Origin of the sequence: Shewanella sp. 10N.286.51.B7 (genome assembly GCF_002873615.1) — a bacterium.
Taxonomy (GTDB): Bacteria; Pseudomonadota; Gammaproteobacteria; order Enterobacterales; family Shewanellaceae; genus Shewanella; species Shewanella electrodiphila.
The window spans coordinates 42,154-68,157 of record NZ_MCUF01000037.1 but is presented as its reverse complement, the minus strand read 5'-3'; the positions used below and the strand labels follow the sequence as shown (position 1 = coordinate 68,157).

The window sequence follows — 26,004 nt, the reverse complement described above, 5'->3', positions numbered from 1 at the left end:
TTACTTGCCTCAATTCAAATTGTGCATTCTTAGAAGATCGAAACACCTATACAACTTGAGCTTTTTAGCTCTTTAAATTGTCACGAATACAGTCAAATCGAAGAGATGAAAATTCCGGTGTAAGCACGGCTGTGACCGTCCATGACATGGACGTCATGGCCGAGCTTTCAGGGATGAACTTGCTGCGTGTCATAGTCGTGCTTGCACGATAGCCTGCGGCAGGCAATGAATTAGATTGAAGTGATGGTCTTAAGTAATTTAGCCAATATAGATAAAGTACAAAACATAAACGGGTAACTCGTTTCTTTCCAAAAGTGAGTTTAAAAATGATTAAACTTTATTATAAGGAAGTGCCTTTCATTCTTAGATAAATTATCAAACTATTGCATATTTATCATTCATAGCACCTTAAATTTTTATCAAACATTGTTATGGTCGTACATAACCAATAAAAACCTATCATTTGATAGGTTTTTACATTTTAAGCGATGGCTAAAATGAGCTATCTAGCACTGACTCTTGGTAGATACAAGTTGTTAGATACGAGTTGCTAGGAGTTTATCATTTCCAGTAAGGTTGATTACCAAGAGCACTTTTTCTAGAGTGCTCCATCGCAAAAAGTAAACTTTGTGCTTTATCTTCCAACCAACTCGCGATTTCAATATCACTGTCTTGGGTGATTTCAGATAATAATTGATAACTGCCTAATGTTTGGATCCCTAACGCCAGGTCTTGCCAAGGGGCGCGAAAGGCTTCTCTATCTTCAGCTTGATATAACTCACCATAAGCAAAGCCAACCAAAATACTTTCGTCTAATCTCTGGGCAACCTTTTGATAATCCAAACTGTCCATTGCAGCTGTTACCGGCATTAAATTAACAATTTTTTGCCAAGAATCCTGCTGTAAATGATTAGCGAATAAGCCAAGTTCAGGGTAATCCACCATCTGATGGCTACCGTTAGTGGTTTTTAATAATAAATCGACTAATGATAATTGCAGTTGTCCATACTCTGGCACTTGCCAAAGGTGAGCCAGTTTATGGCTTGAAACCAACTCAGTGACCTTTGTCATCACGAGTTCGGTGATCACGGTTTTATCAGCGCGTTTACCAAGTAACTTTTTTTGTTCATCTAAAATAAGACTTAAACTTTGCAATGGCTCAATGAACTGCATTTGCTGTTCTATTAATTCAAAATATTGCAAAACTTGCTTATTAAGTAACCCAAATTGACTCAAGGTCAGCCTTAATAATCTGACACATGCCCTGAGCTGCATCCAAAGCTTAGCTTGATGTGGAATATCTCGGGTTTCAATCAATAAGGACTCAATGATTTGCCAACGCTCGATACCTGTTTCCAGTAATACTTCTAAGGTTTTTGGCAAGCTCTTGTCTGTTGGCAGACAAATGTAATCTATCTTCTCTAGCGGAGCTGAATGTTGGTGCCCAGATAATTGATAACCACGCTGCGCCTTGCTGGCTTTACCTAGTCGAACCGGAATAGTGCGCGCAACCTCTATAGCAAGATGTAATAAAGCCGAGGCTTCACCTGCTAATAATTCAAACTCAATTTCACAAATAGGCTCTGATTCACCGTTAGCAAGCACCTCACCGACATCAAATGCCACTTCAACTAAGCTACCTTCGATATAAATATGCCAAGCTTGGCGGGTAAAATTGGTCTCAAAAACACAATGTAGGTCTTGTTGTAATCCGTCGATATCCGCTTCATTTGGCCAGATGTCTTTAGGAAACAAATTAAGAGAGGGTATTTTTTGTTCAATAGGGACATTGTATTCAGGTCGTGTATGAATACCACCAATAACTGAGCCTGCAGTTTTAATGGTTTGCTCTGTAAAGTTTTCACTACTTCTTACCCGCAATCCCATCTTCCAACGACGAAGTTGTAATGCTGCTGTATCGAAATATTTATTGGATAATTCACGGGTATTTTGTGGTGTGGATTCGCTCATTCCATTGAGTAATTTAACTAGTAAATCATGGTATTGCGACTGCATAAACAGCTTCAGTTCTATCTCAGCGTCCATTGACTTTCTACTCACCTTGTCATTAAATCTTCATAAATGCATCATGTTAAGTTCATAATGTCACATTTCTGTAATAAAAATCCCTTAGGATTGCGCAACTCAGTTCTATATACTGAGCGCTAATAACTGTAGATTAAATTAAAAACACAGTTTCAATATGCGGACGCTTGAGGTAACATGCGCCCGTTTTTCCAACTTTGGAATCATTAAATAGGTTAACCGCAATGCCAGTAAACTCTATTTTAGGTGTGTTTGCAAAATCACCCCTTAAACCATTAGAACAGCATATAGATAAAGTTCACGAATGTGCATCTTTACTCGTACCCTTCTTTGAAGCAACGAATTCGGGTGATTGGGATGAAGCTGTAAATGTACGTAAGCAAATTAGTTTATTAGAAAATGACGCTGACGCGCTGAAGCGTGAAATTCGTCTTACCCTTCCTAGTGGGTTGTTCATGCCTGTTGAGCGTACTGACTTGCTTGAGTTATTAACTCAACAAGACAAAATCGCCAACAAAGCTAAAGACATCTCAGGCCGAATTATTGGTCGCCAATTAGTGTTCCCTCAACCAGTTCAAGCACCGTTTAACGCTTACCTCAAACGTTGTTTAGATGCTGTCTCTCTTGCTAAGCAAGCAATTAACGAACTCGATGACCTTCTAGAAACAGGTTTCCGTGGTCGTGAAGTCGAATTAGTCGCTAAGATGATCAATGAATTAGATCTGATTGAAGCTGATTCTGATGATTTGCAGATCCAAGTACGTCGTTTACTACTAAGCTTGGAAGCAGATTTGAATCCTGTCGATGTCATGTTCATGTACAAAATCATCGAATGGGTTGGAGGCTTGGCTGATTTAGCTGAGCGTGTAGGCTCTCGCCTAGAGCTAATGTTAGCTCGCAGTTCATAACTAACAAGGTTATCAAGGAAACAACATGGTTGATGTATTAGTCACCAATGGCCCAATGCTAATTGGTATTGCGGCTGTATTTGGATTTTTGATGGCATGGGGTATTGGCGCAAATGACGTTGCCAATGCTATGGGTACCTCAGTAGGTTCCAACGCCATCACAATCAAACAAGCAATTATTATTGCAATGATCTTCGAATTTGCCGGTGCTTATTTAGCAGGTGGTGAAGTTACCAGTACTATTCGTAAAGGTATTATTGACGCAAGTTTCTTCGTTGAATCGCCTGAATTACTGGTATACGGCATGATCGGCTCTTTATTAGCGGCAGGTTTATGGTTAATCGCGGCGTCAGCATTAGGCTGGCCTGTATCAACAACTCACTCTATCATTGGCGCCATTGTTGGTTTTGCTGCTGTAGGTGTTGGTACTGAAGCGGTTGAATGGGGTAAAGTTGTTGGCATTATCGGCTCATGGGTGGTAACACCTGCAATATCCGGTTTCATTGCTTTCATGCTGTTCCAAAGTGTTCAAAAGTTAATTTTCAACACCGATGACCCACTCGCGAACGCAAAACGTTTCGTGCCTTTTTACATGGGACTTGCGGGCTTTATTATGTCGCTTGTGACTATCACAAAAGGACTTAAGCACGTTGGTTTACACTTCTCTACCGTTGAAGCATACGGTTTAGCACTTGCTGTTGCTATCGGTGTAGGGATCTTCGGTAGAGTGGCTATTGGTCGCTTAAACATGCCAACCAATGTTAACCGTCAAGCTGAGTATGCAAACGTAGAGAAAGTATTCGCTATCTTAATGGTTGTTACCGCTTGTTGTATGGCATTTGCCCATGGTTCAAACGATGTTGCTAACGCAATTGGCCCATTAGCGGCAGTTGTTTCTGTTGTTAACAGTGGCGGTGAAATTGAGTCTAAAGCAGCATTAGCTTGGTGGATTCTACCTTTAGGTGCTGTTGGTATCGTAATGGGTCTAGCTATCTTTGGTAAGCGCGTTATGCAAACCATTGGTAAAAACATTACTCACCTAACGCCAAGTCGTGGTTTTGCTGCAGAATTAGCAGCTGCTTCAACGGTTGTCATTGCATCTGGTACTGGTCTTCCTATCTCTACAACACAGACACTTGTTGGTGCTGTATTGGGTGTGGGAATGGCACGTGGTATTGCTGCAATTAATATCGGTGTAGTCCGTAATATCGTCATCTCTTGGGTAGTTACTCTCCCTGCAGGTGCCGCATTATCTATCTTGTTCTTCTTCACCATTAAGGGTGTATTTAGCTAAGATAGCGATTGCTATATTGCTTAAAAATTGCTTAAAAGGCCGGTCATGAAAATGTCCGGCTTTTTTGTGGCTCTTTTTTGAGTGTTTAAATGCCTAATAAACCGTGCAATAAAAGCAATGATTGCAGCGTTTTTGACTAATAATGCACATTTACATCAGTAATACCGCTTATTTAAATAAGTCTTTGACGTTCTTCCTTGCAATCAAGTCGCTAAATAAATAGCATGACGGATAGTTCTAATGGTATGGAAAAATAACGTGTTCAGAATGCTTACATTAGTAGCCCTGCTACTGCTCTCAAAAGGTTTAATGGCTCAGACGCATTACATTACTGACGATGTGTTTATTTACATCCACGGTGGTCCAGGTACTCAGTATCGTATATTAGGCAGTATTGAAGCTGGCCAGACAATTACCTTATTAAACGAGACGCAAAACGATTACAGTAAAGTTCGTGATCATAAAGATCGTGAAGGCTGGGTAAAGTCAGACTTGATTGAAACAGGTTCAAGCTTGCGAACTCGCTTACCGATTATTGAAGCTGAATTAGCGCAAACAAAATCAACCTTAGCGCAATTAGATCAAAGTTCAGAATCTGTTGCACAACAGCTAACGTCTTCGAACAACCAAATTGCTTCGTTGCAATCAGAGTTAACAAAAGTCACTAATGAACGTGATACAGCTAACCAGCAGCTGCAATCGATTAAAGATAATGCTCAATCTAAAATGTGGCAACAAGGCGCATTGATTGCAGGTTTAGGCGCATTAATTGGCATTATTTTGGTTTATTTACCAAGACCACAGCGTAAACAGAAAAGTCGCTGGATGTAACTTCAGCTATTTAAGTGCACGCTATAAAGCCAATGCTCTGCATTGGCTTTTTTGTTGATTACAATTGTCCCGTCTTGAGGTAAGTTGACACTTTGGAGACTTATCTATGAATCCCTCAAGTTCAATCAACTGTAAACGTGCACAACGTGATTACACATTAGGCGTCGTTAGCTTGGTAAACAAGGCGAGCTAACTTATATACAAGCTCAAAACCACTGCGGGATACAAGGTTGAAGTACCGTCCTTACATGGCTAAGAAAGCATGGTAGATTAGCCTATAGAGCACTCTCTTATGTCTAAATCTAAAGAAACGTCAGCCCAGGAAATTAAACGCTTAGAGAAACAAGTTTCTAATCTAGAAATGAAGAACATGATTTATGGCGATATGGTTGAACTGTTAAAGAATGAATATGGTATCGATTTAGAAAAAAGTACTTAGCCGAGTGCTCTGGATTGGCAAAGAAAAAGGCACAGTAAAGCTAGCCACTGCTAGTCGGCAATTTGATTTATCGAGACAAGCTATTTATCAATGGAAACAGCGTGCTGAAGCTAAGGCTGAAAACCTCAAACCAGTGATATCAATGGTGATGTATTGGCGTCAGTTTATGCCTAGGATAGGAACCCGTAAACTCTACCAACTCATCAAACCACAGCTGATTGAGCAAGGAATAAAACTTGGCAGAGATGGGTTGTTTCAACATTTGAAAAGGCACGATATGTTGGTGAAGCCCAGAAAAAACTACACCAAAACAACCAATAGCCACCATTGGCTTAGAAAGCATCCTAACTTACTAAAAGACAAGGTTGTTGAACGTGTATAAGAGGTACTCGTTAGCGATATCACTTATGTTAAGTCAGATGAGGGAACACACGACTTATCCTTGGTGACTGACGCATACTCCAGAAAGATAATGGGATATGAACTCAGTGATGAAATGAAAGCCTCTGATGTCGTTAAGGCGTTAGATATGACGGTAAAAAACCGGACAACAACGGGTGATATCATTCACCACTCAGATAGAGGAATACAATACTGCTCAGCTGAATACCAAATGACATTAGCGGCCAATGGCATCACACCCTCAATGAAAGATGGATATGACTGTTACCAAAATGCACTGGCTGAGAGAGTGAATGGTATTTTGAAGCATGAGTTTCTGCTTTGTCGATGCCGTACGATGAAAGAGCTTGGTGTGTTAGTTAAAGAATCGATAGAGATTTATAACCAATTACGGCCGCATCTTAGTTTAGGAATGAAAACCCCGAACGAAGTGCATGAAAAAGCCAGTCGGGGTTACCAACTGGCTTAATAAAACCGTTAAACTATTTTAGGACTAGACAGTCTTCATTAACCGAAATCAAATTAGCATTGTGGTTGGTGTTCAATCTTTTGGCAGCCCACACGACCTTACACGTTTCATCACGGGGAAAACTCACTCTAACAATATCACTGCAATCAGCGATAATACAACGTTATCATTAAAGGTGGTGCCGACTAACAACAAAGAGATAAAGCTTTTAATTAATTGGAATCAAATCGACGACAATTTCCCCTTCATAGAAATGCGTTTCAACTTTCACATCCCCTGTAATTAGATTTACTGACACAATATCTTCTTCAAAGACATTCCTAACATTATCTTTATAAAGCATTTTAGGCACTACCATTGTCGCTGTATCTTGTACTAAATTACTGCTACTTGGGATATGTTTAAAAATAATTTTACTATCTAACTCAATTGAAGTACCTACCACGCTAGCAGAGGGAGTTCCATAATCTTTAGAAACACAAAACAATCGGTCATCAAATATTTTTATATTTCCGTCACCACCACCAGACAGTGGCCTTACAGCTACCCAATCCTCCATATCCCACACAATACATCTATTACCAATAATATAGCGATCATCAATAACAAATGAGACACCGAAACTATTTGAGAAAACATCAGTAGGAACTTCAAGTCTAGGCAAGTCTGAAGATAATATTCCACCTTCATCAGGCAGTAGAACATGATGATCTCCTGAAATTGTTACATACACATCACCTTTAAAATAAAATGGGACAAAAGTTGAACCATCATTTGTTCCCGACTCCCAAACGGCTTCTACATTTGAGTTATTTAGATTTATTTTTCTAATAGCTTTCTCATATCTTTGGGAGACATAAATGTGCTCTTTAGTTCTGAGTACCCAATTAGTGCTTTGCCAGTCAGCCAGATCTAAGTTGGGGACTATTAGAGTTAGTTCAGGTAGTTTCAAACTCTTTGACAATTCATATATACCTTTATATCCAACATCATTAACCATATAAATTAACGGCTTATCAGAATGATTATATGCAGTTCCTGCCTGAATTATCATTAACTCACTTTCAACGCCTCTACTCCCTCTATGAGCGTACAGAGGAACCAGATCATTTGGTAATGCAAAAATATTGCCTTCAATGTCAGTAAAAAAGTATCTAGTTACGCTAAACCCAACTTCACATTCCTCAATAACATTTGGAACTTGAGCTCTTATTAATTTCCACCCAGAGCCAAGCTCATCTATTGTTTCTATCAGAATAGGCAATCCAATTAAATTACATATTTCTGGAGAATGAATTTCATTATCAACTTCTAAACCCCATTCATGGTCAACCAATTTAAAATCGTCATTAGCTTGTGCTCCGACAGCATACCCATTTGCATTACCAACTAAACTTAGACCGGCTAAATCAATACTTAATAAAGTAACCATACCACTTTTAACTGGTACTTCTGGTACTTCTGGTACTTCTGGTACTTCTGGCACTTCTGGCACTTCTGGGATTTCTGGGACTTCTGGGATTTCTTTAGATGAGTCAGAGCCGCCACAGCCAGTGACCCCTAAAATTAGAGATAGTAAAATTACTTTTTTCATTTTCGACCTAAGTTAAATAGAAATTTAATGACTAAAAATGATTTTTTAGTTTTTAATATTATATATTTATCGATTAGTAAATATGGAATAACGCTTATTCCATATTTACCTCATGAAGACCGTGAACAATTACTGTAATCAAAATGTAAACCTATTCAGCCTCCTTTACATAAAAGTATCAGTTGATAAATAAGCGAAACAAAAGCGTGATAAGAATGTAAAAACCACGCCAGAAGCAAAGAAGTCTAGACGTCTAGATTGACACTAATTTGTAGATCTCCTATGCTTGCCAGAACTTAAGAAGTCATCATAATACGACTATTAATGAAGAGTTTGCTAAAGTACTCAATTGCATCCATAGACGCATAACCAGTATCACTGAAATAAAAAAAGAGAGACGACCTTGACGACAAAAAATACAACTACGACGAGCCCAGCCTCCTTTATCGCTTTATTGCCTCTATTCGCCTTTTTAGCCCTATTTATCGGTGCTGGCGTTTACTTTCAAAGCCAAGGGGTAGATTTCGCTTTTTATCAATTACCAAGTGTCATCGCTATTTTACCTGCGATTATTTTGGCGCTATTGCTATCGAAGCAAAAACTAAATCAGTCTATTGATACCTTTATTGCGGGTATCGGTCACAGCAACATCATCGCGATGTGTTTAATTTACTTACTCGCAGGTGCTTTTGCATCTGTTGCTAAAGCCACTGGTGGTGTTGATGCAACCGTTGCACTAGGTCTTTCAATGATCCCTTCAAGCATGTTGCTTCCTGGCTTCTTTGTTATTGCCGCCTTCATTGCAACCGCTATGGGCACCTCTATGGGCACCATTGCTGCTGTTGCGCCAATTGCTTTAGGTGTTGCTGACCAAGCGCAAATTGATTACGCCCTAATGGCAGGTGCAGTTATGTCAGGTGCGTTGTTTGGTGATAACTTATCGATTATTTCTGATACCACCATTGCTGCAACCCGAACACAGGGCTGTGAGATGAAAGATAAGTTCCGCGAGAACTTAATCTTTGCCTTACCAGCATCATTAATCACGCTTGTGCTATTTGCTTTTGCAGGCCAAGGACAAGCTGAGGTCGCCGCGCAAGAAATTGATATCATCAATGTTATCCCTTACTTAACCATCTTATTTCTAGCAGTTGCGGGTGTGAATGTGTTCGTTGTGCTAACCGTGGGTATTTTACTTGCTGGAGCAACAGGGCTGTTTGTAGCTGATTACGGTGTAATTCAGTTTGGACAAGATATTTATGCTGGTTTCACTAACATGCAAGAAATCTTCATCCTTTCAATGCTTGTTGGCGGTTTAGCTGCACTAATGCAGCAGCAAGGTGGACTGAAGTTTGTCAGTGAAAAAATTGAATTACTAATCAAACGTTTCTCAAAAGCTAAAGGCGGCCAGTCAAGCCGAGCAGCTGAATTAGGTATGGCCAGTATTGTTGCAGCCACCAATACCTGTGTGGCAAACAACACTGTATCGATTGTCGTTGCTGGTGATATTGCTAAAGATTTAGCTCAAAAACATGGTGTTGAACCTAAACGTGCTGCAAGTGTATTAGATATCTTCGCTTGTATTGTTCAGGGTCTTATCCCTCATGGCGCCCAAGCATTATTGATAGCATCTACATTTGCTATTAGCCCATTAGCAGCCATCTCTTACGCTTGGTACTGCATGATTTTAGCGGTAGTCGCTGTAGCCATTGTGATTTTGCGCAAGCGCAACTAATCAGCGCGGTTAGACGATAAGTTTAACGCTTTTAAAACCTGATATAGAAATGCCAACTGGCAATTTATATTAGGTTTTTTGTATCTCCCTCTTAATAAAATATGTCGATTAGTGATAATCTGTCACTAACAATTAGTTAGCGAAAGCAGATATTAAGCCATTCATGAGTCAAACAATTGAAGCCAATAAACATTACGATTTACATTTAATGATTATTTTCATGTCTTTAGCGACGGCGTTGATCAGTGGTTTGGGGATTAGTACTGCACTTATTGCTGAGGTTGCTCGATTAGGAGTCAGTCCATTAAGTATTCGCGCTGACACCTTAGGCGACTACATGAGTTCGCCTTTAGCGATTGTATATAACATGGGCTTAGTGATTGGCGGCGCTTGTTTGATGCTTTCGATGCTGGCGCGATATTATGTTTTTACCGATGTATATAGCAGGATCATTACCATTACTGGCGCTATTCTAGGGGTATTAATTGTACTGATTGGTATTTTTCCAATTAACTTTCTTGAGCAACATCGTTTCTTTTCAACTGGTTATCTCATTTGTACTTTTCTACTGCACAGCTTTTGTTTCATTGATTACTTTAGAAAAAAAAGTTCACTTTCAACATCTTTATTTGGCTTTAACATTATTGGGCTAATTTTCTCTATTGCGTTAATGTATTTACTCAACTGGTCTACGCTTGATTTTGATCCTTGCACTCATAGAGTCGGCGATATTTGTTGGGTGTCTTTAGTCATGTGGGTACTGACTCAAGCCAATATATTATGGTGTGTCTTGCTGGGGCTAAATATGAAAAAAATGATTAAGTTTCAGCAAAAACAGCTATCAAACCTCACCTTTGCGAGCGATTAACCTTGTCAGTTAATATGCGTTTAGAACAATACCTCGCCCATTGTGGTGTCAGCTCAAGACGTCAAGCTCAGCGACTTATTGCTGCTGGTCGTGTCAGTTTTAACGGCCAACAGGCATCACCATTAGATAGAGTGAATCAATCTGCTGTTAATCCTAATATCTTATTGGATGGTGCGCCAATTGCCCCTATTGAAAGTAAACAGTATTGGCTGTATCACAAACCTGTAGGTATTGACTGCCGCTTATTGCCCGACCTTCCATCTAGTCTTATCCATATTCTACCGCCCGCTCCTAGGCTCTATCCTGCTGGTAGATTAGATAAGGATTCACGCGGGCTGTTATTGCTCACAAATGATGGTGAATTAACCCACCGATTAATGCACCCAGATTTTGGCCATGAAAAAGTGTATCTAGTAACAGTAGATCGCCCTTTTAATGATGAGTTTATTGAGAAAATGAGCCAAGGGGTAAGCTATCGTGATGTCACCACTAAACCTTGTAAAGTTACCGCAGTCAGTGAGAATCAATTTCAAATTACGTTGACCCAAGGTTTAAACCGACAGATCCGTAGAATGGCTAAAGCTCTAGGCTATAACGTGATTGATTTGGTGCGTATGAGTATAATGAATTGTGAACTTTTGAACTTAGCAGAAAAACAAATGCGGCCCCTAGAGGCCGCAGAAATTTCGGTTCTAAGGCACCTACTGAAACTCTAGATGCCTGTAATGTATGAACCTTCTACTTAACGATTTCCATCTCTTCAAGTAAGTTATCAGCGTTATCTAAGTATTTCATAACCCATAACATGTAACGGCTGTCCACTTGAATTGAACGGTTTGTCTCAGGATCGTAACCCCAATCACCAATAATACTCTCGTAAACACCATCAAATAGTAACCCCACCAGTTCAGCTCGACCATTTAAGGTAGGTGAACCAGAGTTACCACCGGTTGTATCAAGAGTTGATAAGAAGTTAACCGGTACAGAATCTAGAGATTTAACATAGTAATCGCCGTATTGCTTTTGGTTAATTAACTCAAGCTGTTTAGCTGGAGAGTTAAAAGGCTCGACACCAGTATCTTTCGCAACAATGCCTTCTAAACGAGTAAAAGGAACCGCCACTAATCCATCTTGTGGACTATAACCTTTCACATTACCAATGGTGACACGTAAACTTGAGTTAGCATCAGCATACACAGGCTTATCAAGTTCACGGTTGTAAGCGATAATCGCATCCATATACTGCGGGCGTACTTTCATTAAATCACCAGCAAGCTGCTTATTATCTAGCTCACGCTGCATTCTTTCATCATACGTACTAACAGCATATTGAATGAATGGATCTTTTGACTTCTTAAATTCAGCAACCGACTTATCCATCCACGCTAAGCGCGTTTCTTTGTCAGATAACGTAGTTTTAGCGTACATGTTATCAAGGTGCTTAGTGAATTTAGCTTCATCAAATGGCTGACCGATTGCAAATGCTTTATCAAAAGCTGCTAGACGGTATTCGCTTGGCAATGCTGCATATCGTTTAATCAAATCTGCAAGGATGGCTTTATCCACACTAGCGGCATAACGACGCTCAATACGCTCCATTCCAGAAGTGAAATTAGTCATATCACGTTCTTGATAGCCTGGTTCACGATCCATATCTGGCAAGGTTTTTTCATTAGCAAGACGGTATAAACGACCCGCTGTACTCATCATGCTGCTATAGCCCATATAGCTCATCAGCACGTCACGCTCTTGACCTTGTTGTTCTTTAGCGATCAACTTATCAAGTTCAGCTAAAGTCTCACCATACTGCGATTGACGCTTCTTATCAGCTTTAATCCAATTAGCCAGTTTTTGCTCCAAGCCCTTACGCTCTTCAAGCATTGGCGATTTGCCATAAAACTCAATCATTGAAGTAAAGTTTTTAGCGTAGTTCGCTAAACCTGCAATAGCACTTTCATACTTAATGCGATCGTCACTGCCTTCTGGCGCAGTTTCTTTGATGATTTCAATTAAACGCTCACGTAGTACTTTCCCTTCTGGGTAAGCCCATTCAAACTGATTTTCTACTTCGTTAGCTGTGCGGTAACGGTTTGTACGACCTGGATAGCCTGCTACCATCACAAAATCACCGTCACTCACACCTTTAGCTGATACTTTTAGAAAGCTTTTTGGCTCATAAGGCACGTTGTCTTTACTGAAATCTGCAGGTTTGCCATCTTTACCCACATAAGCGCGGTAGAAAGAGAAATCACCGGTATGGCGTGGCCACATCCAGTTATCGATATCACCACCATATTTACCCACGCTCGCAGCTGGATTATAAGTTAAGCGAACATCACGAATTTCCATTTGTTTAACTAAGTAATACTCAAGTCCACCGTGGAAACTATAGACCTTACAACGGTAACCATCTTCAGCTTCACACTCAGCTACAAGGGCTTTCTCTTTTTGCTCAATCCCTTTATAAAAATCGTTACCCACTTTATTCATTTCGCCAGATTTAACTTGATCAGTTACATCAGTCACTTCTTCTGTTACAAAGATGCGTGAACCAGGCGTTGCAGGCAATTCGTCTGCATAGGTTTTTGCTAAGAAACCATCTTTTAATAAGTTCTTTTCTGGGGTTGAGTTGTACTGAATTGAGCCATAAGCACAATGATGGTTAGTGACAACTAACCCTTTTGGAGAAACAAATGATGCAGTACAACCGCCCAAGCTAATCACTGCGTTCATTGGGTATTCTGTCAATTTAGATATCGATTTAACATCAATCTCTAGCCCTTTTGCTTTTAACTCATCAGCCATTGCTGGGAGTTGATAAGGCTGCCACATCCCTTCATCTGCTTGTGCAGCAAATGAGGCCACGATTGCGGCGCTTAATAACCATGTTTTCATTGTAATAATTCCATTTTATAAGTGAGTGCACATCTAGCTTATTAACCTGATTTCAGGTTTATTATTCTTTTACGCCTATAAACTGCAGCACAATTATTGAAATGACAGATGATATAAAGCTCTTCTGTCCTTTGTGCTTGTTAAACACTTTGCGTATTTAACACATAAAAAAGTCAGGCATATAGCCTGACTTTATCATATCGAAAGAAGTTAAGAACAGTGGTTGTAAAACTCCGTTACATTCTTGTTGCATTACTTTCAATAATATCCACTTTTTAAAGTCGCTTTTGAAGTAACTTTTGAAGTAACTTTTGAAAAATTAGCCTAATGCCACCATTAGCTGAGCTAAAACAATCAGTGCACCCAAGATACCAGCAACACCCATAGCAAAGTTACCACCACTCACTTCATAACCGCCCATTTGCGCTTTACGTTGTTTTAGCGCCATCGCAATTGGCAAGAAAATAATCATAACGACTAACGGTATTGCTGCAAATCCCAGTACTTGGAAAAAGCCATCAGGGTAATACAGTGCACAAAGTAATGGTGGTACAAAGGTAATCAACCAGGTTTTAGCACGACCAGCAGCATCATCTCTTGCACGGGTTAATTCTGCAACATAGTCAAATAAACTCATGGTCACACCTAAGAAAGAAGTGATCAGTGCAAGATTTGCGAATAAATCAATAAACTGGCTCACGATAGCTGACTGAGCCACAGCTTGCAGCGCACTGACTAACTCAGGCAATGAACCAGCAAAGCCATGAACGGTTTCGCCGCCCAGTGTACCAAGGGTAACAAGTAACCATAAGATGTAGCAAAATAGCGGAATAGTCGAACCTATTAATAGGATCTTTCTCAGTGACACTGCGTCACCATCAAGGTATCTAACGATGGTAGCAATACACACGTGGAAACCAAATGACGTAAACACCACTGGAATTGCTGCCAGCCATAATTGATCCAGCTTATCGCCTTCAGCAACATTAGCTGAGAAGTTAGTTAACGAGGCAACAATATTAACTTCAGGTAATAAGAAAGCTACCACTAATACTAATAACACCACCATAGCGGTAAAAAGGACTCGCGAGACTTTATCAATCCACTTGACGCCCACGGCGATAATACCGCCAAAAAACAGCGTAAATAGTAATACTGAAATTTGATTATTTAAGTCTACGCCTAGTAACGGCTCTAAGCGGGATTCAAGTAATGAAGAACCGCCCATTAAATACACCATCGTCAGTGCAAATAATAAACTTAGGAAGGATGCACCTTGGATCAGTTGGCCTACTTTACCTAATGTTTTACCCGTAATGCCATGCACGTTGTCACCAACACCTGCACGTAAATTAATCTCTAACATCAGTAATGAGGTGTAAGCTGATAATCCCCAAATCACTACCAGCAACAAAATTGCTGGCATAATACCTAATGCTGCTGTCGCAAGAGGCAAAGCGAGCATGCCCCCACCAATCGCAGTTCCAGCCACAATGGCTATTGAGCCAAGCATTTTTAAATTCAAAACATGAGTCCCATTTAATTATTGGTCGTTATTATATTGCGCAGCTGAAGTCTTATTAATGATTCATGCTACTCATTTGACAGTATCAGATGCTTCTTGTAACAAGCAATAGGTATAGAGAGATAAAGGCTTACAAGCCCGTTAATAAACAATTACGCAACAATTTATCAAAAACTTTAACGCAACAATTTTGCAATGGCGTAGCATTACAACACTACATTAATTATTATCCAGAAAATGGCAGCTATAGGAAGGAAGAGTGGCGATATGAATGTTATAGCCTAATCGTTTACTCGAAATAAACAAGCATAAAAAAAGCCGAAACCTCAGTTTCAGCTTTAATAATATTGATTCAATCAAAACTTGTCTATTTCTGGCTAGTCACCAAAATCATCAAGTAAGATGTTTTCCTCTTCAACACCTAAACTTTCAAGCATGCTGATCACTGAGGAGTTCATGATTGGAGGGCCACACATGTAAAACTCACAATCTTCTGGCGCTTTATGATCTTTAAGATAATTTTCAAGCAATACAGTATGAATAAAACCAGTATAGCCTTGCCAGTTATCTTCAGGTAAGGGATCTGATAACGCCACATGCCAGACAAAGTTGTCATTTTCTGCAGCAAGCATGTCAAAATCTTCTTGGTAAAAAATCTCTCTAGCAGAGCGAGCACCATACCAAAATGACATTTTACGTGTGGTTTGCTTACTTTTAAGTTGGTCGAAGATATGTGAACGCATTGGTGCCATACCAGCACCACCGCCAATGAATACCATTTCAGCTTCAGTTTCTTTAACAAAGAACTCACCGAAGGGGCCTGAAATCGTCACTTTGTCGCCCGATTTCAAGTTAAAAATATACGATGACATTTGCCCTGGCGGTAAATCGTTGGTTGGTGGTGTTGCAATACGCACGTTGAGCATAATTGTCCCTTTTTCATCAGGGTAATTTGCCATTGAGTAAGCACGTAAGACATCTTCATTAACCCTAGAAACTAGATTAAATAATTCAAACCGTTCCCAGTCATCGCGATACTGTTCAGGAATATCAAAATCAGCGTATTTCACTTCATGTGCAGGTGCTTCAATTTGGATATAGCCACCCGCTTTAAAATGAACCTCTTCACCTTCAGGCACTTTAAGCAACAGCTCTTTAATAAATGTCGCTTGGTTATTATTTGAAATAACCTCACATTGCCACTTTTTAACCCCAAAGATTTCTTCGTCAACTTCAAGTTCCATATCCGTTCTAACGGCAACCTGACAAGCTAAACGACAACCTTCTTTTGCTTCTTTTTTGGTAATGTGGTCAAGCTCAGTCGCTAAAATATCGCCGCCACCAGATTTAACTGTCACACGACACTGACCACAGGTTCCACCACCACCACAGGCTGATGGAATGAAAATACTGTTACCTGCAAGTGCACCAAGCAGTTTATCCCCTGCAGGCGTACGCACACTTTTATCCGCTTCACCATTAATTCCAATGGTGACATCACCGGTATTCACCAATTTACTTTTGGCGAATAAAATTACCATTACCAGCAAGCTTACCACTATGGTAAACATGCCTATGCCAATTGCCATTTCCATTAAATGTACCTTCTCAACAATTTGTCATCACTCAGAGAATTCATATTCGATTGCATTGTCATTTTTAAGCACCACACTATAAGGTAATACCAGCGAAAGACATGAAACCCAGCGCCATTAAACCAGTCGTTATAAAGGTTATACCGATCCCCTGTAAGCCCAGCGGAATAGCATGAAACTTCATCCGCTCACGAAGACCTGCTAACAGAATAATCGCCATTGCCCAACCCACAGCACTACCACCAGCAAAGACCATCGACTCAACTAAGTTGTAGTCACGGTTTGCCATAAAAATAACCCCTGCAAAAATCGCACAGTTAACGGTTAATAGTGGCAAGAAAATACCTAAGGACTGGTACAGAGTTGGAATATAACGTTCAAGAAACATTTCCAAAATTTGCACCAAGGCAGCAATCACCCCAATAAAGGTAATAAGCTGCAAGTAGCTTAGATTTAATTCTGGAAATCCAGCCCAAGCCAGCGCGCCAGGTGCGAGTACATTTACATAGATAACTTGATTCAAAGGCACAGCGAGCATCATCACTACGATAACGGCAATACCTAAACCAAAAGACGTTGATACCTTTTTAGATACCGCAAGGAACGTACACATACCTAAGAAGAATGACAGCGCCATATTGTCGATAAACGCAGCTTGAATAAATAAATTAATATAATGTTCCATCGCCATTATCCTCTCTTACGCTGCACAACATTGATCGCCCAAATCATCACGCCGATCAAGAAGAACGCACTTGGCGGTAAGGTGAACATTTCGTTTGCAAGATACCAACCACCGTTTTCAATAGTGGTAAATATTTCATGGCCAAACAAAGTACCGCGACCTAATAGCTCACGCACAAATGCCACACCAAGCAATATCACGCCGTAACCCATGGCATTTCCTAACGCATCAACTAATGCCAGATGCGGAGGATATTTCATCGCGAAAGCTTCTGCTCGCCCCATGATGATACAGTTGGTGATAATCAAACTCACAAACACAGATAACTGCTTTGAAAGTTCGTAAGCCACGTCTTGTAACACCATATCAACGATAATCACCAGTGAAGCAATCACGGTCATTTGCGCAATAATTCGTACACTGTTAGGGATGAAGTTACGAATCGTCGAAATGATTAAATTCGACATGACCAATACAAACGTCACCGCCAATGTCATCACTAATGCCGTTTGCATTGAGTTACTAACAGCCAGTGCAGAACACACACCAAGGACTTGCATCGCGACTGGGTTGTTAGCAAAAATAGGCGAGGTTAAGATCTGCTTTGTAGAAACTGCACTACTCATTATTTAGCCTCCGTAACAGCAAATTGCTTAAGAAAAGGTTGATAACCTTCAACACCAAACCAGAATTCAACAGCGCGTTGAATACCAACACCAGTTCTGGTTGCGCCACTCACGCCATCTACACCGTGAACATCGCCCTCTTTGGCGCCGCCTTTAACAACTTTAATCGCAATATTGCCTTTTTCATCAAATAACTGCTTACCTTTCCATAAGTCAGTCCATTCAGAATCCGTGACGAAATCAGCAATACCAGGCGTTTCACCGTGCTCATAGAAAATGATATTTTCTACCGTATTTAGATCAGGTTTTACCGCCAAGTAACCATATATCATTGACCATAAACCTTTACCGTAAATCGGCATTACCACACTGGTAAGCTGACCACTCTCATCACGTACTTCGAAAATACGGATGTCATTAGCACGAGTTTTAATCTTCGCGGTATCTTTTTTAGGTTTTGATGAGGTTTCTGGATTAATGGCCGCCATGCGCTCATCGAGATCCAGTAAGTTCTCTTGGGCAACAAACTCTCCTGATTTTAGGTTCACCATTTTCGGCGTCACACGCTCAGTAAATAATTCACGGAAGTCACCAGCGCTAATATCAACATTAGCGGCGCGAAGTACAAACTGCTGTACCTCATCACGCTTTTTAACCAGTTTACGTTCTTTAAGAATTTCAACGGTACCGGTGATCATAAACGAACAAACTAAACTCAGGCTGATGATAAATATCATCGTGCCTGCGACAGTATCTTTCTTAAAGGCCATGACGTTTTAGTCTCCGTTTAATGTTGGCGCGAGCCACCAGATAATCGAATAGCGGAGCCCATAAATTGGCAAATAAAATCGCCAACATTATGCCCTCAGGTAATTTCACGTTCAGCACTCGAATTAACACCGTCATAAACCCAATCAATGCACCATAGGCATATTTCGCATTTCGAGTATAAGAAGCGGTAACAGGATCTGTCGCCATGAACATCATACCCAAGGCAAAACCACCAGTAACAAGGTGCCAAGTCCAAGGCATTGCAGCAATTGAGTTCTTGGCAGGGCCAAATAAGTTAAACAAGATAGCCGTAGCAATCATGCCTAACAAAACGCCAGCAACCACTCGCCAATCAGCAACTCGAGTTAATAACAATACGCCGCCACCAATTAGGATAGCCAAGGTACTAGTTTCACCAATTGAACCTGGAGTGAAGCCTAAAAAGGCATCCATCCATTTAGGGTCAGATAATGCGCCAAGCCAACTCACATCTGCATAGAGATTTGCGCGACTGGCAGCAGCTTCAGTCAAGGTGGTCGCACCCGCAAAACCATCCACTGCAACAAACTGACTAATTGCCGCCACTTCAGTTGGATAAGCAAAATAAATAAAGGCGTAACCTGCAAGCGCAGGGTTTAAGAAGTTATAACCCATGCCGCCAAACATCTCTTTGGCGACTATGACACCAAAGCTCACGCCAACAGCAATAATCCATAACGGGGTTGAAACTGGCACTATGATTGAGAACAGTAATGCGGTGATAAAAAAGCCTTCATGCAACTCTTGCTTTCTCATCTTGGCAAAAATCACTTCCCAAAATAAACACACAATCAATGTGGCGAGATAAATCGGCACATAATAACTTGCGCCATAGGCAAATAAGCTGACTAAACCTGATTGGTCAGTTAACTGACCGAATAAGGCGCTAAAAATGGCTAACTGCCAACTTTCAGGCTGAGTTGCGCCAGCAGCTATAGCAACTTGCGCTTGTAAACCTAGGTTATACATTCCGAAAAACAATACTGGCAATAAACACATGCCAACAATGTGCATGGTACGCTTAACATCAATGGCATCACGAACATGCACTTTACCTTTAGTACTGCGACCACGTGCGATCCATAAAGAGCGCAAGTAGCTTTTCATCGAGTGACCGTGAGCGTAATAACGCTCTTGCTTACCCGGTTTGTTCTGTTGCTGACTCATTAACCTTCCCTCTCGATGATATCTAGGCAAGCACGTAATTCTTTACCAAAATCATATTTACCTGGGCAAACAAAGGTACATAAAGCTAAATCTTCTTCATCTAGCTCTAGTGCGCCCAGTAACTGCGCTTCATCGGTATCTCGAACCACTAAGTCTCTTACCAATAAGGTCGGTAAAATGTCTAATGGCATTACACGGGCTAATTGACCAAACGCCATCATTGCCCGCGGTGAACCACCTGCATGAGTAGTAAAATCGAATAACTTTTTAGTACGGCTAAAACCAGACATCATAATGCCGGTTAGCGAAAACTTTTCTTTGTTGCGTCGTACCCAAGGCAGAAGTTCATGACGTGCATTTTCAGTAAGCACACAAACTTGAGAATGGTAACGACCAAGGTAGTTATATACACCTATCGCTGTATGACCAGACAACACTGAACCAGAAACAACCCGTGATTGAATGTCTTTGAGTTCACTTTCAACCAATTCACTTAAGTCGCTCCCCATTTGCGTGCGAACCAAGCGTGGTTTAAGCACATTAGGGCCTGCTAAAGAAATCACTCTTTGATTAAATAATTCACCAGTTTGAAATAGCTTTCCAAACGCAATCACATCTTGATAGCCAATATGCCAAACCACTTTTTCGATATTAACTGGATGTAATAAATGAATATGCGTACCAACAAGACCTGCTGGGTGTACGCCGCCAAATTGATGCGATTCAACTTGTGGTAAATCATGACCGGGTAAACTGTCACCCTCATCATGGCACAACATCACTTTACCATCGGTTAAACGGGTTAACGCCTGCATGCCGACATTAAAGGCCTGTTGCTGCTCAGCAATGATAATTCGAGGATCGGCAGCAAGTGGATTGGTATCCATTGCCGTAACGAAAATCGCCGTAGGCACAGTTTCAATCGCAGGGATGCGAGAAAACGGTCGGGTACGAAGCGCAGTCCATAAACCACTTTTTACAAGATTAGCTTTCACCGCATCGCGCGATAATGACATCACATCTTCTGACGATTCAAAAGAGAGGGATTCATCACCTTCACAACGAATAACAACTGACAATAACACGCGTTTCTCACCACGGTTTATTGCTATCACTTCACCGCTTGCTGGTGCTGTAAATAGCACACCAGGTGTTTTCTTGTCTTCAAAAAGAGCTTGACCCTTTTTGACCATCTCACCTTCTTCAACAAGCATTGTCGGTTTAAGCCCAACATATTCTTCACCAAGAATAGCAACACGAGAGGTTTGTTTAGCAGATTCAATGCTTTGTTGCGGTTGACCCGCAATAGGCACATCGAGGCCTCGTTTAATAGTTATAACCTGATTTGAGGATCCAGCCATTACTTGTAACCTTTAAAATTCAGATAGCACATAATAAATAATTCTGTGAGCTAAATCCGCTATTGAAGTCACACCTTTAAAACAAATGTGAAATAAATGTACGGCAAAAATTGCTTCACGCTTGTAATTTTGAACTACATCCGATATTAAATTTCATTTTCGAAAGTTTAACACGTCGTAAAAAGAGGGATAATTAAGCAAATAACGCTTACCTAGCACAAGATACTATCAAATAACATAGACTGAGATCACAGTAAACTCAACAGAATCTGAATGACAATTACATGAAAAAACAAATGAGGATGTTATTTACGGGTTAAGTTTACCAGTTGTTGTTAAAAATAATCCCTATTCGCAAAAAATAAGTAAAAAAAAGACTGAAATAGTCATTCAGCCTTTTTACCGCAATTGTAATCATCAATATGGATTTAGTCCCAGATAGATTACTTATCGCTAAAATCAATAGATCGATTAATGTTTTGATTATTCTCAATTCACTGATGATGGTTCAACAGTTTGATATATATTGTAAATATATAAATCACAGCCCTAAAGCGGTAATTTCAGAATGTATTTGCGATTGCGCTCTTTCAACTGGGTTAAACCAGTTTAAAGAATCTGCAAGTTGAACCACTTCGCCAATGATCATCAAAGCTGGCATTTTTAACGCTGGATCTGCAGCGAGTTGAGACAACTCACTTAACTTGCCAATAAAACGCTGCTGTGATGATGTCGTTGCCTTTGACACTATCGCCACTGGCGTATCAGGGGAGCGCCCATGACTGATTAAACCTTCACTAATAATATTGGCATTTAAAATACCCATATAAACCACTAACGTATTATTCGAGTTAGCGTAACCTTGCCAGTCCATTGGGCGACTTTCAATTTGACAATGCCCTGTAATAAAAGAAACCCCTTGAGCGTAATCTCGATGGGTTAATGGGATCCCTGCATAAGCTGAAGTGCCACTTGCTGCAGTGATACCAGGTACAACCTCGAATTTAACATCGCTTTCAACCAATGTTTGTAACTCTTCACCGCCACGGCCAAAAATAAATGGATCGCCACCTTTTAAGCGCACTACATTTTTACGGGTATAGGCTTTAGTCACGAGTAGTTGATTGATTTCATCTTGTGCTGCACTGTGCTTACCTGCACGCTTGCCAACAGCAATCTTCTCTGCATGTTGTGGAATGAGTTCAAGAATGTCTTGGCTGACCAGTGCGTCATACAAGACTGCATCAGCGTTCTTAAGCACTCGATAGGCTTTTAAAGTCAGTAATTCAACATCGCCAGGGCCTGCGCCAACTAACCATACTTTTCCTTTAGCCTGCTGACCTGGTATTGAAACTAACGCCATTACCTTTAACCCCACTTTATTCAATTAAGGCTAAATATAACGGTTTACATATTCCATATATAATAGATAAAACTTAGCTTTTATTCTTTTTGGTTATATAGAGTCGCGTTATCACTTGCTTTATGTTTATCTCAACAACATAAACTCACCTTCATATAGACCTAGTATTACATCTGCATCTAAATACATTTTAATCGCAGATTTTGTTTCACCTTTGTTATCGCAATGATAACCTGTCAAAAAATATAGAGATTAAAGAGGGTTAAATGTCCAAGTCACTCTGTCTGCCATTCATCTTTTACTTATTTGCTTTCGCAAGTTTCAATGCAAGCGGTGAGGATTCTTTAGTTGATGAAAGAATCCAAAGTGAAGTAGAAACTTCAGATAAAAGTTTCGTCATTACGCCCCATAAGGTGAACTATATTCTGCCTTATACCTACAATGATAATCCGAATTCAGAGCCATACATCGATTTTAAAACGGGAAATGAAGGGAGTGATGAACAGGTAGATAATGCTGAAGCAAAATTTCAAATTAGCTTCAAGTTCCCCCTTTGGTACAATGTGTTTGGTGATAATGGCCACCTTTTCTTTGCCTATACCAATCAATCCTATTGGCAGGTATACAATAAAGACATCTCTTCTCCTTTTAGAGAAACTAACCACGAACCCGAAATATTTATGCTGTTTAATAATGATTGGGAAATAGCAGGGCTTCGAAACTCGTTCTGGGGCTTTGGTGCTGTTCATCAATCTAATGGTAAGTCTGGCAGTTTATCCCGCAGCTGGAATCGAATTTATGGTGAGATGGTATTCGATCGAGGACCGTTCGCATTAGCTTTTAAAGCTTGGTATCGGATACCTGAAGATGAAAAAGAAACACCGACATCTCCTGATGGTGATGATAATCCAGACATTGAAGACTATATGGGCAACTTTGAACTGAAGGCTGTATACGGTTTAGGCGAACACCGCTTTACAATGATGGGACGCAATAATCTCGAAAGTCCAAATAAAGGCTCAATAGAATTTACTTGGAGTTATCCAATATTAGGTAACTTGCGCTTATATACGCAATACTTTAATGGCTATGGCGAAAGCATGATTGATTATAACCATCACAACCAACGTATCGGTATTGGGGTTTCAATAAACGACATTTTATAATGTTTAGTTAGCGCTAGAAATTTTGGTAGGATTTGGATAGGTTGAGCACGACAATTCTGTGATGAAAGCTCTGCTATGATTGCTCTGTGATAAATGATTGTTCTGTGATAACAGTTCAGCACTACCATTAGTCTACAATAACTTAAGCAACTGCAATAAAAAAGGTGAACCACTAGGTTCACCTTTTTTGATCTTCGAGATTAATAACCTATTTAGCTTTGCTGTTGGCTTTGGTCGAGATAGAAATACCTTTAGCTGTGACATCAAGGCCAAATTGCATACGCATATCGTAATCTTTAAGCATTGCTAGCTCTTCAGGTATCGGCTCACCACTTTCTTCTATCAAAGAAAATACTGGCGTCAGTAGCTTTTGGTAGTCTAAAGCGACACTATTTAAGCCATTCGCCTCTAACTTCTCTGCAGCTAGTTTATCTGCTAATGCTTCACCTTTGTCACCACTAAAGATAACCAAGTGATTATCTTTCATCGCCATTTGAGCAGTCACGCCCATTTCAGGTGGTAACATTAAATAAGGGCTCACATCTATTGCATCACCATTTTTCTCTAACTGAATATTAGCCAATTGCGGTACAAAAGGACGTACCATATTTAGCAGCATTTCAGGGTCGTCTGCAGATAAGCTAATAAGCGCATCTAAATGCTTAAAGCCTGGCTCACCGTTTTCGTCAGTTAATGAGAAATCAACAATCGTTGCGCTGATCCCTTTAACGCCGTTAGCCATGCCTGTCATCATCCCCAGCATAGCAGGGTTTTGTTCACTTACCCCGTATTGCATTTGCGCTAATGCTTCACATTGATAACTCGGTGTTTGTAAGTCTTTCCAAATTTCAGATAAAGCCGGTGCCAGTTGCATCACATCCATACCAAAGGCTAAAGAAGCAACATTGTCATTGATGTTTTGGCTAAAACTTGGAATAAAACCGCGCATTTTAGTCAATGCACCTAAAATAACTTGGTTATTTGATTCAATCACGATTTCAGCATCAAAATTAGTTTCTTTTCTGTCAACTGAAAACGATTTAAGCCCCATCACAGAACGTGGCCAATTAGCCGCGATAGAATTGAATTCAGCCTTACATTCTGACGTTTTGAATTCAGCGAAAGGATCCTCACCAGAGCCTTCCATTTGAACCAGTTTAGTCAGTTGTTTAGCGAGCATATTACCATCACTAGACGTTAGGCCATTGACCAATTCAACGTGATTGATAAAACTAATACTGTCTTTCAAGAAGCCATGAGTTGATGCTATCTCTTCAAGCATGCCTGAATCGCTAATTGGGTTTTCAACCTTGGTTAAGCCCAGTGCTGTTTCAAGCAGTTCAGGCTTATTAAATGAAGTATTTAAGGTGACGGTTAACCAGCCCTCTTTTTGCGAAAATACCATATCGATAGATTCATCTTCATCAATCAATGAATAAGCTCGGTAATCTTGGCCTTTTATCGACTCTGCTTTGTGTACTAAGCCGCTTTCATCAGATGCTTTATCCAATAAGGACCAAATTGCATTTTCATCTTCAATTTGAACCTTGAACACAGGTAAAGCACCTAGAGTATAAGTGTATGATTCAATGTGTGATGGTAAGCCAAATGTCTTTAAAAATACGCCAGGGTTTTCAAAGCTCATTAAATAGCTTTTATATAAGCTAACAAAAAAGCGCTCTTGTTCTGAACCGAATGGGCCCGCTTGCTCAATTTGTTCTAAAGATAGTTTACTGTTCACGCCCATTGGCATGGAGTACAAGTAATCTTCTAGCGGAAATGGGGTTAATTGCCCAGAAAACAATAATGTATCAGCAGGTATATACTCAAGAAGTTCGTTGTTAGATGATGTACCGCCATCTTTACCAGACAGCACATACGCGCCAGCACCAACAGCGATAACCGCTGCTGCAATTGCGAGTTTTTTCATTATTTTTTGCTCCATAAATCACATGTAAATTAAAACAAGTCACTCTTCCTTGAGAGTTATTGGATTAAGTATTGATATTGTCATCGAACAGCCTACAGAGCAGGGTTCAATTTTTAATAAGTTTCGCAATAACTTAGCATTTTTTTATTTTTGGATCATATAAAAACGGCAAATAGGCTTGGTTTTTTACAGAGATGGTCAGCGGAAGTTAAGGTTAAGGGCAAAAAATGAATTAAGGGAGCGATTTCTCGGTTAGTCACCATAAAGTAACTAACCGAGAAACCTAAATAGATTG

Annotated in this window: 19 protein-coding genes and 1 pseudogene; 8 read left to right on the top strand and 12 right to left on the bottom strand. The window is 40.2% G+C overall.

The annotated features are described in order from the left end of the window. Window positions 1-561: 561 nt before the first annotated feature. Entirely contained in the window at window positions 562-2,046 is a 1,485-nt protein-coding gene (locus BCU84_RS11545) for a CYTH domain-containing protein (RefSeq protein WP_102528231.1), read from the bottom strand. Between the two features lie 224 nt (window positions 2,047-2,270). Here BCU84_RS11545 and BCU84_RS11540 point away from each other — a divergent pair, with 224 nt between their 5' ends. From BCU84_RS11540 to BCU84_RS11525, 4 genes and pseudogenes are all read left to right on the top strand, one after another. Then, window positions 2,271-2,954, top strand: a complete 684-nt coding sequence (locus BCU84_RS11540; RefSeq protein ID WP_102528230.1) for a TIGR00153 family protein — start codon at window positions 2,271-2,273, stop codon at window positions 2,952-2,954. Window positions 2,955-2,979: 25 nt separating this feature from the next. After that, window positions 2,980-4,248 (top strand): inorganic phosphate transporter, encoded by a 1,269-nt coding sequence (locus BCU84_RS11535; RefSeq protein ID WP_102528229.1) that lies wholly within the window; start codon window positions 2,980-2,982, stop codon window positions 4,246-4,248. A gap of 267 nt (window positions 4,249-4,515) precedes the next feature. Next, window positions 4,516-5,079, top strand: a complete 564-nt coding sequence (locus tag BCU84_RS11530; RefSeq protein WP_347231190.1) for a TIGR04211 family SH3 domain-containing protein — start codon at window positions 4,516-4,518, stop codon at window positions 5,077-5,079. Between the two features lie 106 nt (window positions 5,080-5,185). Next, window positions 5,186-6,389, top strand: a pseudogene (locus tag BCU84_RS11525) (IS3 family transposase). Between the two features lie 208 nt (window positions 6,390-6,597). On the opposite strand, the gene BCU84_RS20840 reads toward BCU84_RS11525, so the two are convergent. Then, window positions 6,598-7,983 (bottom strand): hypothetical protein, encoded by a 1,386-nt coding sequence (locus BCU84_RS20840; RefSeq protein ID WP_198589572.1) that lies wholly within the window; start codon window positions 7,981-7,983, stop codon window positions 6,598-6,600. Window positions 7,984-8,386: 403 nt separating this feature from the next. Here BCU84_RS20840 and BCU84_RS11510 point away from each other — a divergent pair, with 403 nt between their 5' ends. The 3 genes from BCU84_RS11510 (at window position 8,387) to BCU84_RS11500 (ending at window position 11,302) form a co-directional block, all read left to right on the top strand. Next, entirely contained in the window at window positions 8,387-9,718 is a 1,332-nt protein-coding gene (locus BCU84_RS11510) for a Na+/H+ antiporter NhaC family protein (RefSeq protein ID WP_102528227.1), read from the top strand. 163 nt (window positions 9,719-9,881) lie between these two features. Then, on the top strand, window positions 9,882-10,586 hold the full coding sequence (locus tag BCU84_RS11505; RefSeq protein WP_102528226.1) for a hypothetical protein: 705 nt from the start codon (window positions 9,882-9,884) through the stop codon (window positions 10,584-10,586). Between the two features lie 14 nt (window positions 10,587-10,600). After that, on the top strand, window positions 10,601-11,302 hold the full coding sequence (locus BCU84_RS11500; RefSeq protein WP_102528310.1) for a 23S rRNA pseudouridine(2604) synthase RluF: 702 nt from the start codon (window positions 10,601-10,603) through the stop codon (window positions 11,300-11,302). A 22-nt stretch (window positions 11,303-11,324) separates the two neighbouring features. Here BCU84_RS11500 and BCU84_RS11495 read toward each other — a convergent pair whose 3' ends face one another. The 9 genes from BCU84_RS11495 to cobA form a co-directional block, all read right to left on the bottom strand. Continuing rightward, window positions 11,325-13,481: a S46 family peptidase gene (locus tag BCU84_RS11495; RefSeq protein ID WP_102528225.1), complete on the bottom strand. Its 2,157-nt coding sequence runs from the start codon at window positions 13,479-13,481 to the stop codon at window positions 11,325-11,327. A 319-nt stretch (window positions 13,482-13,800) separates the two neighbouring features. Next, window positions 13,801-15,006, bottom strand: coding sequence for an aromatic amino acid transport family protein (locus BCU84_RS11490; RefSeq protein WP_102528224.1), 1,206 nt, complete (start codon window positions 15,004-15,006; stop codon window positions 13,801-13,803). Window positions 15,007-15,383: 377 nt separating this feature from the next. After that, complete coding sequence (nqrF, locus tag BCU84_RS11485) at window positions 15,384-16,601, bottom strand: NADH:ubiquinone reductase (Na(+)-transporting) subunit F (protein WP_102528223.1); 1,218 nt, start codon at window positions 16,599-16,601, stop codon at window positions 15,384-15,386. A gap of 76 nt (window positions 16,602-16,677) precedes the next feature. After that, on the bottom strand, window positions 16,678-17,286 hold the full coding sequence (gene nqrE / locus BCU84_RS11480; RefSeq protein WP_055025195.1) for an NADH:ubiquinone reductase (Na(+)-transporting) subunit E: 609 nt from the start codon (window positions 17,284-17,286) through the stop codon (window positions 16,678-16,680). A gap of 5 nt (window positions 17,287-17,291) precedes the next feature. After that, complete coding sequence (locus tag BCU84_RS11475; RefSeq protein WP_102528222.1) at window positions 17,292-17,912, bottom strand: NADH:ubiquinone reductase (Na(+)-transporting) subunit D; 621 nt, start codon at window positions 17,910-17,912, stop codon at window positions 17,292-17,294. Then, window positions 17,912-18,682 (bottom strand): Na(+)-translocating NADH-quinone reductase subunit C, encoded by a 771-nt coding sequence (locus tag BCU84_RS11470; RefSeq protein ID WP_102528221.1) that lies wholly within the window; start codon window positions 18,680-18,682, stop codon window positions 17,912-17,914. Before BCU84_RS11470 ends, BCU84_RS11475 begins: the two co-directional genes overlap by 1 nt. After that, the gene (locus tag BCU84_RS11465; protein WP_102528220.1) at window positions 18,672-19,889 is read right to left on the bottom strand and encodes an NADH:ubiquinone reductase (Na(+)-transporting) subunit B; all 1,218 of its coding nucleotides are present in this window, start codon (window positions 19,887-19,889) and stop codon (window positions 18,672-18,674) included. The genes BCU84_RS11470 and BCU84_RS11465 overlap by 11 nt, the downstream gene beginning before the upstream one ends. Beyond that, complete coding sequence (locus tag BCU84_RS11460) at window positions 19,889-21,250, bottom strand: Na(+)-translocating NADH-quinone reductase subunit A (RefSeq protein WP_102528219.1); 1,362 nt, start codon at window positions 21,248-21,250, stop codon at window positions 19,889-19,891. Before BCU84_RS11460 ends, BCU84_RS11465 begins: the two co-directional genes overlap by 1 nt. A gap of 541 nt (window positions 21,251-21,791) precedes the next feature. After that, window positions 21,792-22,613, bottom strand: coding sequence for a uroporphyrinogen-III C-methyltransferase (gene cobA / locus BCU84_RS11455; protein WP_102528218.1), 822 nt, complete (start codon window positions 22,611-22,613; stop codon window positions 21,792-21,794). A gap of 266 nt (window positions 22,614-22,879) precedes the next feature. On the opposite strand from cobA, the gene BCU84_RS11450 reads away from it, so the two are divergent. Continuing rightward, window positions 22,880-23,779, top strand: a complete 900-nt coding sequence (locus BCU84_RS11450) for a phospholipase A (protein WP_102528217.1) — start codon at window positions 22,880-22,882, stop codon at window positions 23,777-23,779. Window positions 23,780-23,987: 208 nt separating this feature from the next. On the opposite strand, the gene BCU84_RS11445 is transcribed toward BCU84_RS11450, so the two are convergent. Continuing rightward, window positions 23,988-25,709, bottom strand: coding sequence for a hypothetical protein (locus BCU84_RS11445; RefSeq protein WP_102528309.1), 1,722 nt, complete (start codon window positions 25,707-25,709; stop codon window positions 23,988-23,990). Window positions 25,710-26,004: the final 295 nt, after the last annotated feature.

What these genes read in the sequence shown, in the direction of transcription:
- BCU84_RS11450 (WP_102528217.1), top strand. Translation starts at nt 22,880, where the DNA reads ATGTCCAAGTCACTCTGTCTGCCATTCATCTTTTACTTATTTGCTTTC.
- BCU84_RS11495 (WP_102528225.1), bottom strand. Translation starts at nt 13,481, where the DNA reads ATGAAAACATGGTTATTAAGCGCCGCAATCGTGGCCTCATTTGCTGCA.
- BCU84_RS11475 (WP_102528222.1), bottom strand. Translation starts at nt 17,912, where the DNA reads ATGAGTAGTGCAGTTTCTACAAAGCAGATCTTAACCTCGCCTATTTTT.
- nqrF (WP_102528223.1), bottom strand. Translation starts at nt 16,601, where the DNA reads ATGGAAATGGCAATTGGCATAGGCATGTTTACCATAGTGGTAAGCTTG.
- BCU84_RS11445 (WP_102528309.1), bottom strand. Translation starts at nt 25,709, where the DNA reads ATGAAAAAACTCGCAATTGCAGCAGCGGTTATCGCTGTTGGTGCTGGC.
- BCU84_RS11470 (WP_102528221.1), bottom strand. Translation starts at nt 18,682, where the DNA reads ATGGCCTTTAAGAAAGATACTGTCGCAGGCACGATGATATTTATCATC.
- BCU84_RS11460 (WP_102528219.1), bottom strand. Translation starts at nt 21,250, where the DNA reads ATGGCTGGATCCTCAAATCAGGTTATAACTATTAAACGAGGCCTCGAT.
- BCU84_RS20840 (WP_198589572.1), bottom strand. Translation starts at nt 7,983, where the DNA reads ATGAAAAAAGTAATTTTACTATCTCTAATTTTAGGGGTCACTGGCTGT.
- BCU84_RS11540 (WP_102528230.1), top strand. Translation starts at nt 2,271, where the DNA reads ATGCCAGTAAACTCTATTTTAGGTGTGTTTGCAAAATCACCCCTTAAA.
- BCU84_RS11545 (WP_102528231.1), bottom strand. Translation starts at nt 2,046, where the DNA reads ATGGACGCTGAGATAGAACTGAAGCTGTTTATGCAGTCGCAATACCAT.
- BCU84_RS11535 (WP_102528229.1), top strand. Translation starts at nt 2,980, where the DNA reads ATGGTTGATGTATTAGTCACCAATGGCCCAATGCTAATTGGTATTGCG.
- BCU84_RS11500 (WP_102528310.1), top strand. Translation starts at nt 10,601, where the DNA reads ATGCGTTTAGAACAATACCTCGCCCATTGTGGTGTCAGCTCAAGACGT.
- BCU84_RS11530 (WP_347231190.1), top strand. Translation starts at nt 4,516, where the DNA reads ATGCTTACATTAGTAGCCCTGCTACTGCTCTCAAAAGGTTTAATGGCT.
- BCU84_RS11505 (WP_102528226.1), top strand. Translation starts at nt 9,882, where the DNA reads ATGAGTCAAACAATTGAAGCCAATAAACATTACGATTTACATTTAATG.
- nqrE (WP_055025195.1), bottom strand. Translation starts at nt 17,286, where the DNA reads ATGGAACATTATATTAATTTATTTATTCAAGCTGCGTTTATCGACAAT.
- cobA (WP_102528218.1), bottom strand. Translation starts at nt 22,613, where the DNA reads ATGGCGTTAGTTTCAATACCAGGTCAGCAGGCTAAAGGAAAAGTATGG.
- BCU84_RS11465 (WP_102528220.1), bottom strand. Translation starts at nt 19,889, where the DNA reads ATGAGTCAGCAACAGAACAAACCGGGTAAGCAAGAGCGTTATTACGCT.